The 2,573-nt window shown below is 68.9% G+C and carries 2 protein-coding genes; both read right to left on the reverse strand.

Features of this window, described 5'->3' with window-relative positions:
* Positions 1 to 547: 547 nt before the first annotated feature.
* Complete coding sequence (locus Q1N79_RS11320; RefSeq protein ID WP_300607993.1) at positions 548 to 1,972, reverse strand: ISKra4 family transposase; 1,425 nt, start codon at positions 1,970 to 1,972, stop codon at positions 548 to 550.
* Positions 1,870 to 2,286, reverse strand: coding sequence for a DUF6788 family protein (locus tag Q1N79_RS11325; RefSeq protein WP_300607997.1), 417 nt, complete (start codon positions 2,284 to 2,286; stop codon positions 1,870 to 1,872). The genes Q1N79_RS11320 and Q1N79_RS11325 overlap by 103 nt, the downstream gene beginning before the upstream one ends.
* Positions 2,287 to 2,573: the final 287 nt, after the last annotated feature.

Raw genomic sequence — 2,573 nt, forward strand, 5'->3', positions numbered from 1 at the left:
AACCTCACCCCACACGGGAACCGCACGCCCGCAGCGGCAGCATGCCCGCAAACCAGCCCTGCAAGCAGAACGCAGCCAAGCAGACACCAAACGCCTGCGACACGCAGCAGCCACCGGCTGCGCGGCAGAATGTCAGACCGAAACGTGAAAATAGGCCCCACTCAAACGTGAAGACCTCCGGGGTGGAGCTAAGGGGATTCGAACCCCTGACCTTCTGCATGCCATGCATACCGATTTCGTCTGACGGCGTCGTGCTGGGTCCGGTTCCCGCAGGCCAGGCTAAGTGCCGCGTCTGAGAACGTCTGGCCCGGTCTGGCGCTGTCTGGATGGGTTGTCACTTGAATTGTCACTTGCCTTCCGGTCCTCCCAGCCAGGAGAGTGTCACAACGACCATACAGATCGAGCCTGAGCTTGATGCGAACTACCTCAAGGCAGCAGACCCAGCCGGACTTTCGTCCATGCAGCTGCGGTAGGTATCCCGGCAGGTCAGTGATGGGTGTGCGACAGTTTTGTAGGTGACTGACTGGTAGCCTGGCTGGCTTGCTGGTCAGGCTGCTCCCGTCTGGTTGTGGTGGTTGCCGCAGATGGCTTGCCATTGGCTGCTGGCTTCGGCGCAGCGCAGGGTGATGATTGAGTCCGCGCCTCGGACGGTCCAGTGCATGCCGGATTGCTTGAGGCGCTGGCCGATGACGGCTTTGCAGCCTGCCTCGACGACGCCGGAGCCGACGAACAGGCCGCGGGAGCGGAACCAGTGGTAGCGCATCCGGGGGGCGTTGTTGAGGAAGTAGCCGAGTTCCCGTTCGGCCTCGTCTTTCTTGACTCCTTCGAGGGGGTAGCTGCGGACGGCGGCGGCGATGCCGTCGATGTAGCCGTAGTCGAGGTCTTCCAGGCGGGCGGCGAGCCACTCCTCCTTCCGGTCCAGCAGCATGAACTCCAGCGACCGGGTCAGCGAGTGCAGGTGCTCGCGGGCGTGGAACAGGTCGACGATGTGCGTGGCCTCGGGGAAGGTGGTGGCGGCGAGGTTCCAGATCCAGGCGGCGCCGTCGCCGATGACGGTGAGCTGGCGGACGTGGTCCGATCCGCGGCGGATGCCCTCGGCCTTGACCAGGCGCTGGAACGCGGCGGCGGGCTCGAAGGTGGCGATGTAGCTGGACGAGGCGCGGTCGCGGACCGGCCAGCCGTCGCTGTCCAGCTGGTCCTGGGTGAAGAAGACGGCCATCTTGACCTCGCGGGTGCGGGCGCGGCCGTCCTCGCTCTTGCCCTCGCGGCCGGCTGTTTCCCTGCTGGTCATGGGGACGCCGGTGCCGTCGATGACGATGTAGAGCTTGTCCGGCAGCGGGTCCGGCGGCAGCGGGATGAGCTTGCGCCTGGCCACGAGCCTGGCTGCCGCCCGCGAGGCCGCCGCCAGGGCGGAGCCGCCGGCTTCGGCTGCCCGCTCCACGCGCTTGACGGTCAGGCGGACCCCGGCCAGGTCGGCCAGCAGCCCGGCCGCCTGCGCGAACGGGACCGCGGCGGCGGCCTTGCCGGTCATGGCCCGCAGCCCAGGCGACATCGAGGCCCCGGCCACCCCCAGGTCGCCGTCCCTGGGCGCCAGCCCGTGCCCGCAGCGGGCGCAGTGGTACCAGGCCCGCCGCAGCGTGACCGGGCCGAGCACCGTGTCGATGACCTTGCCCCGGTAGCCGGCGAACACGGCCTCGTGGCCGCGTCCGCAGTCTGCGCGCGGGCCGCGGTAGCCAGGATCGGCTGACAGGGCCTCCCCGAGCACGCCGCTGCCGAGCTTCAGCAGGCCGGCCCGCAGGACCGCCTCAGCCGCCTCCAGGCCGGCGCCGCCGCAGCCCAGCGACCGGGCCGCTTCCGCCGCCAGGTGGCCTAGCTCGGCGGCCTTCTCGCCCGCGAGCGCGTCGCGGAGCCCCCTTTTTCGCCCCCCGCGACGGAGGGCGAGGCCGTACCGGACGCCGGCCTGGCCTCGCAGATCGCCTCGTTGACCTCCACGATCCGCTCCGCCAGCGCCGCGAACTCCCGGTAGGCCGCCAGCTCCCCGCGGACCTTCTCCACCTCCACCGCTGCCAGCTGGCGGCCCCTGGTCCGCTGCCCGCGAACCGTCCTGACCCACAGGAACCGGGGACCGTGACCCGGGTGACCCGGCTGCGCGCACGCGCAGTTCGGCTTCCCGCACCTGCGCCAGTTCTCGCTCACCGACCCCCGCCGGAAGTCGCCAACCACGCTGAGCTGCGCGTACAGCCTCTCCCGCTCGGCCTCCAGCTCCGCAAGCGACGGCTCGGACATGGGCACTCCTCATCTGGTTACGGATAACGTAACCAGACTCCCATCATAATCTGCCCGAACGCGGGAGCCCTACGATCGTGTCGCGCACCCGCAGCCACCGGCTGCGCGGCAGAATGTCAGACCGAAACGTGAAAATAGGCCCCACTCAAACGTGAAGACCTCGGGGTGGAGCTAAGGGGATTCGAACCCCTGACCTTCTGCATGCCATGCAGCATGGTTTCGTCTGACGGCATTGCGCTGAGTCCGGTTACCGCAGATCAACGGAGTCTTGGCGTCGGGGGACGTCG

Origin of the sequence: Trebonia sp. (assembly GCF_030042015.1) — a bacterium.
Classification (GTDB): Bacteria; Actinomycetota; Actinomycetes; order Streptosporangiales; family Streptosporangiaceae; genus Trebonia.